This is a genomic window from Candidatus Polarisedimenticolia bacterium, assembly GCA_036004685.1.
GTDB lineage: Bacteria > Acidobacteriota > Polarisedimenticolia > Gp22-AA2 > AA152 > DASYRE01.
Window position 1 is genome coordinate 1 of sequence record DASYRE010000044.1, and the last position, 2,496, is coordinate 2,496.

At 65.7% G+C, this 2,496-nt stretch carries 4 protein-coding genes; 2 read left to right on the top strand and 2 right to left on the bottom strand.

The genetic code is table 11. The annotated features are described in order from the left end of the window. Together VGR67_11975 and VGR67_11980 are read left to right on the top strand one after the other, a co-directional pair. On the top strand, positions 1-321 hold a 321-nt coding region (locus VGR67_11975; protein HEV8337127.1), incomplete at its 5' end, for a DegT/DnrJ/EryC1/StrS family aminotransferase. A 230-nt stretch (positions 322-551) separates the two neighbouring features. Further along, the gene (locus VGR67_11980; protein ID HEV8337128.1) at positions 552-1,760 is read left to right on the top strand and encodes an IS1182 family transposase; all 1,209 of its coding nucleotides are present in this window, start codon (positions 552-554) and stop codon (positions 1,758-1,760) included. A gap of 143 nt (positions 1,761-1,903) precedes the next feature. On the opposite strand, the gene VGR67_11985 is transcribed toward VGR67_11980, so the two are convergent. Together VGR67_11985 and VGR67_11990 are read right to left on the bottom strand one after the other, a co-directional pair. Further along, the gene (locus tag VGR67_11985) at positions 1,904-2,074 is read right to left on the bottom strand and encodes a hypothetical protein (GenBank protein HEV8337129.1); all 171 of its coding nucleotides are present in this window, start codon (positions 2,072-2,074) and stop codon (positions 1,904-1,906) included. A gap of 2 nt (positions 2,075-2,076) precedes the next feature. Then, positions 2,077-2,496: beta-hydroxyacyl-ACP dehydratase (locus VGR67_11990; GenBank protein HEV8337130.1), on the bottom strand; the 420-nt coding region annotated here is incomplete at its 5' end.

Here is a 2,496-nt window from a genome sequence, read left to right on the forward strand (position 1 = left end):
CGGGAGCGCTTGAAGGATCGTCCGCTCACCCTGCCGCCCCCCGATCCCGGGTCGGTGTGGCACCTCTACGTGATCCGCACGCCGAAGCGCGAGGCCCTGCGCGGCCATCTCGAGAAGCGGGGCATCGAGACGGGCGTCCACTACCCCTTGCCGCTCCATCTCCAGCCGCCGTTCGCATCGCTCGGATACGCTCGCGGCCGGTTCCCGCAGGCCGAGCGGGCGGCCGACGAAGTGCTCTCCTTGCCCATGTATCCGGAGCTCGGCGAGGAAGGCGTGGACCGCGTGGCGGACGCGATCGGCGACTTCTTTGGGGGTGGCTAGCTGTCAGCTATCCGCACTCAGCATTCAGCCGGAGGGAACCGCTGAGAGCCTGTGAGTTTTTCGATTCATCGCTGAAATGGATTCCCGGACGCTCCTTCGCGTGGTGTATCTGTATGTAGGCAGCCACGAGAGGGGGAAGGATGAGCGAATCCGACCTGTTCGGCGCCGTAGCTGACGACCGGCCGGCCTGCACGCCGGTGAGTTCGCCGCCCGCTGGGGCGCCCCGCCTGATGAGGCCCGACCGACATCAAGTCCGGTTGATGCCAACCAATCTGGAGGCGCTGCTGCCCGAGGATCATCCGGCCCGCTCGATCTGGTCCGTGGTGGAGAGGTTGGATCTGACGAAGTACGAAGTGGAGATCGCATCGCGCGAGGGGCACGCGGGCCGTCCGGGGATCGATCCGCGGATCCTGATGGCGCTGTGGATCTACGCGACGAGCGAGGGGGTGGGAAGCGCGCGGCGGATCGAGCGGCTGCAGTCCGAACACCATGCCTACCAGTGGATCTGCGGAGGGGTGCATGTGAACCACCATGCGCTCTCGGACTTCCGGGTCCAGCATCAGGAGAAACTCAACGAGCAGTTCACGGACGTGCTGGGAGTCCTGACGCACCAGGGGCTGGTGGAGCTGACTCGGGTGGCCGTGGACGGGCTGAAGATCCGGGCGAGCGCCGGGGCGGCGTCGTTCCGTCGGGAGAAGAGCCTGAAGGAATGTCTGAAGGAGGCGCGGGAGCAGGTGGAGGAGGTCTCGCGCCAGGCGGACGATGCGGAGGAGCCGACTCGCCAGCAGTCGGCCCGGAAACGAGCGGCCGAGGAGCGAAGCAAGCGTGTGGAAGCCGCCTTGGCGGCGCTGCCGGGGATCCAGGAGACGAAGAAGAATGGCGAGGCGCGCGTGTCGACGACCGACCCGGAGGCGCGGGTGATGAAGATGGGGGACGGAGGATTCCGGCCTGCATACAACGCCCAGTTCGCCACGGATGCGAAGACGCGGGTGATCGTCGGCGTCCGGGTGACGAACACCGGAACGGACATGAGCCAGATGACGCCGATGTTGGCGAACATCGAGGAGCGGACGGGACGAAGGCCGAAGGATCTGCTCGTGGACGGCGGGTATGCCAAGAAGGCTGGCATCGAGGAGGCCGCACGCCAGGGCGTCACCGTTTACGCGCCGGTGCAAAAGCCGAAGCAGGAGGGCGTCGATCCGCACCAACCCAAGCCGGACGATTCCCCGCCGGTGGCCGAGTGGCGGCAGAGGATGGGGACTGAGGAAGCGAAGGAGATCTACAAGGACCGGGCGGCGACGGCGGAGACGACGAACGCGGATCTCAAGACACATCGCGGACTGGATCGCCTGACGGTTCGAGGTTTGCCCAAAGTCGAGTGCGTCGTCCTGTGGGCTGCACTGACCTATAACATCCTGAGATTGATCGCGGTGGGTTAAGCGCCCGCAAGAAACGAAGTTCGCGATCCCCGGGAGAAGAAAGACAAAGGGAAAAAGAAGTGATGTAGAGCGAAACGCCCCAGCTAACTACTCCCCACCCTCGCTGAGCCCTCGGCAGGCAATTGGATCACAGCCTCTGAGCGCTACTCCCGGTTTTTCCCCTGCAGCAGCCGTCCGGCGTAGAAGATCGCGGCGCCGATCCCGCAGTAAATCAATTCCGCTTTCACATTCCCCGTGGCGATGCCCACGTAGAGACCGAGGGGAAAGGTGGCGAGGCCAAGGACTTGCAGGAGAAGGGCGATGGAGTGCCTCAACGTCACACCGGAATGCCGATGACCGTGCCCTGGAACACCATCTTGCCGGCGGAGAACCCCTGCGCTTCGCACTTGGCCACGCGGCGGTTCATCTCGATCTTGCGGGTGACGAGCCAGACCCGCTCGCCGGGCCGGACCGAGCCCCGGAAGCGGACCTGGTCGACGCCGCCGAAGACGACGAGGTGGTTGGCGACCTCCGGGCAGCAGATCTTGTAGAAGAAGACGGCGAGCTGGCCCGCGGCCTCGATCATGATGATCCCGGGGAGGAGCGGATTCCCCGGGAAGTGGCCGGCGGCCCAGAACTCGTCGGCCCGCGCGTCCTTGTAGCCGATGGCGATCCCGTTCACTTCGTCGACCGCCACGACGCCGTCGAGGAGCGCCATGGCGCCGCGGTGCGGGATGATCTTGCGGATGTCGTCGGC

Excerpts from the sequence above, each read along its gene's own strand:
- VGR67_11980 (HEV8337128.1), top strand. The coding sequence starts at position 552 with ATGAGGCCCGACCGACATCAAGTCCGGTTGATGCCAACCAATCTGGAG.